The organism is Terrisporobacter muris, assembly GCF_024621905.1.
Lineage (GTDB): Bacteria > Bacillota > Clostridia > Peptostreptococcales > Peptostreptococcaceae > Terrisporobacter > Terrisporobacter muris.
Genome location: NZ_JANKBY010000414.1, coordinates 1 through 2,657 on the forward strand (window position 1 = coordinate 1; position 2,657 = coordinate 2,657).

Below are 2,657 nucleotides of genomic sequence, written 5' to 3' on the forward strand. Positions count from 1 at the left end.
TTATTTTATTTACTTTTATCAAAATTTTTCATTATTTCTTTTATTTTTAGTAATTGGCAATTAATTCGATTTATTCTTTTTTATTCTTACCATATTTTTATGATTTTTTTAGCATACTATTAATGAGAAGTATCTTAAGGAGGTATTTTATGAGTCATAGAAATAATGATGTATTTAGAAATAAACCTCAGTTTGAAACTAATCCAACATTAAACAAGAGTCTTACTCCTGATGTTCCTACGTTTAAATCAAACGCAATGGATAATCAAGGTTTTGCACCATTAAACAATTGTTCTAATGGATGTTGTGGTAATCACCAAAAGGCACACAAAGAAGAATCTGATTACAAATGTTGTAATGGAAAACATGCTGATGGTCACAAGCATGAAGGATGTCATTGTAACCATAAATAATTAAACTCTATTTCCCTTCAATACTTTGCTTCAAAAGTTAAATGTAAGAAGTCTATTTTTTATAATGATAAAATTTAGACTTCTTTCTTCATGTTTATTAATTTATTATGTGTGATATACTCATTTATATGAGGTGATTATATGTTTAATAATAAAAAAGAAGAAATTAGAGAAGAGTTAATTAATTTAGCTGATGAAAAGTATAAAAAATTTCATAGTAATTTATGTCCTGGTGTGGAAAATATTTTAGGTGTTAGACTTCCAATCCTAAGAAAGTTATCAAAAGATTTATCAAAAAATAATTATGAAGATTACTTGAATAATGATAATGCTAAATACTATGAAGAGGTCATGGTTGAAGGGTTAATAATTGGCTATATTAAAACTGATAATGAAACTCGATTAAAATACATAAGAAACTTTGTTCCAAAGATAAATAATTGGGCAGTTTGTGATAGTTTTTGCAATAATTTAAAGTTTACTAAGAAAAGTATGAGTGAGGTTTGGGATTTCATACTACCTTATGCTTCATCTAAAAATGAATTTGATGTAAGGTTCGCTGTTGTTATGATGCTTAATTTTTATATTGTTGATGATTATATTGATAGTGTATTAAGTGTTTTAAATAATATTCATCATGATGGATATTATGTTAAAATGGCTGTAGCTTGGGCTATATCATTTGCATATATCCACTTTCCTGATAAAACTTTATTTTTTTTAAAAAATAATAACTTAGATAATTTTACATATAATAAGTCATTACAAAAAATTATAGAGTCTAATCGTGTAAGTACAGAATATAAGGATTTAATGAGAAGTATGAAAAAGAAAAATGCTTGAGACTTAATTTAGTCCCAAGCACTTTATTTATCCATTATATACACTTTTTAATAATTCTATTTCTTTAGCATATCCATCTAATTCATTTGGTGTTTCAAGTAAGAAAGGAATATTTTTAAGTTTTGGGTGATTTATTATTCTAGTTATAGCTTCTAATCCTATATTTCCTTCACCTATTTTAGCATGTCTATCTTTGTGACTTCCACGAACATTTAAACTATCATTTAGATGAATTGCTTTTAATCTATCTAATCCTAATACCTTATCAAACTCTTCTAGAACTCCATCTAAATCATTTACAATATCATATCCAGCATCAAATACGTGGCAAGTATCCATACATATACCTATTCTGTCACCTAATTCAACCTTGTCTATTATAGCTCTTAATTCTTCAAAATTCCTTCCTATTTCAGTACCTTTTCCAGCCATAGTTTCAAGTAATACTGTAGTAGTATGCTCTGGTGTTAAAGTTTGATTTATCATATCTGCAATATATTGAATTCCAACTTCTACTCCTTGTTTTACATGACTTCCTGGATGGAAGTTATATAAATTTCCTGGTACACTTTCCAATCTTCTTAAATCATCTGCAAAAGTTTGTATAGCAAACTCTCTTTTACTTTCGTCAGCTGCACAAGCATTTAATGTATATGGTGCATGAGCTAATAATTTAGCAAATTTATTTTCTTTTGCAAGCTCTAAAAAAGCTTGTATATCTTTCTCATCTAAATCTTTTGCTTTTCCACCTCTTGGGTTACGAGTAAAAAATTGAAAAGTATTAGCATTTATACTCAATGCTTCCTTTCCCATATTTTTAAAACCTTTTGATACTGATAAGTGACATCCTATATTTAACATCGTAATTCTCCTTTATTTTACGTCTATTTTTTCTATATTAAGTAATTTTTCTTTAACATTAACTCCACCCGCGTATCCAACTAATTTTCCATTAGAGCCAATCACTCTATGACATGGAATTATTATTGGTATGGGATTTTTGTTATTTGCCATTCCTATAGCCCTACATGCTTTTTCATTCCCGATAGCTACAGCAATATCTTTATAACTTTTAGTTTCACCATAAGGTATATTTAAAAGTTCATTCCAAACTTTCTTTTGAAATTCTGTTCCCCTAGCATCTAATGGCAAATCAAATTTCATTCTATTTCCTTCAAAGTATTCTTTTAACTGTTTAAAACATTCTTTTATTAAATCTGTCTCTTCTATATTATCATTAGTATCTACCTTTGAAAAAAATATATCTGTTATTGATTTATTATTTTCCCTAATTCCTATAATACCTATTTCTGTTTCATAAAAAAATATATTATTCATTTAATTATAATATAAGACTAATTAATATCTTATATCTCCTCTCTATAAAACTTTGTACTATTT

The 2,657-nt window shown here is 26.9% G+C and carries 4 protein-coding genes; 2 read left to right on the plus strand and 2 right to left on the minus strand.

From position 1 onward, the window contains the following. Positions 1 to 149: 149 nt before the first annotated feature. Both NSA58_RS18560 and NSA58_RS18565 read left to right on the plus strand, forming a co-directional pair. On the plus strand, positions 150 to 413 hold the full coding sequence (locus NSA58_RS18560; protein ID WP_039679469.1) for a hypothetical protein: 264 nt from the start codon (positions 150 to 152) through the stop codon (positions 411 to 413). 141 nt (positions 414 to 554) lie between these two features. Continuing rightward, a complete protein-coding gene (locus tag NSA58_RS18565; RefSeq protein WP_039679468.1) occupies positions 555 to 1,256 on the plus strand; it encodes a DNA alkylation repair protein in 702 nt (233 codons plus the stop codon). 27 nt (positions 1,257 to 1,283) lie between these two features. On the opposite strand, the gene NSA58_RS18570 is transcribed toward NSA58_RS18565, so the two are convergent. Continuing rightward, on the minus strand, positions 1,284 to 2,117 hold the full coding sequence (locus NSA58_RS18570; protein WP_039679467.1) for a deoxyribonuclease IV: 834 nt from the start codon (positions 2,115 to 2,117) through the stop codon (positions 1,284 to 1,286). Between the two features lie 12 nt (positions 2,118 to 2,129). Beyond that, positions 2,130 to 2,594, minus strand: a complete 465-nt coding sequence (locus NSA58_RS18575) for a methylated-DNA--[protein]-cysteine S-methyltransferase (protein ID WP_039679466.1) — start codon at positions 2,592 to 2,594, stop codon at positions 2,130 to 2,132. Between the last annotated feature and the right edge of the window lie 63 nt (positions 2,595 to 2,657).

Bases quoted from the DNA above. Each gene is read 5' to 3' on its own strand.
- NSA58_RS18565 (WP_039679468.1), top strand. From the start codon at position 555: ATGTTTAATAATAAAAAAGAAGAAATTAGAGAAGAGTTAATTAATTTA.
- NSA58_RS18570 (WP_039679467.1), bottom strand. From the start codon at position 2,117: ATGTTAAATATAGGATGTCACTTATCAGTATCAAAAGGTTTTAAAAAT.
- NSA58_RS18560 (WP_039679469.1), top strand. From the start codon at position 150: ATGAGTCATAGAAATAATGATGTATTTAGAAATAAACCTCAGTTTGAA.
- NSA58_RS18575 (WP_039679466.1), bottom strand. From the start codon at position 2,594: ATGAATAATATATTTTTTTATGAAACAGAAATAGGTATTATAGGAATT.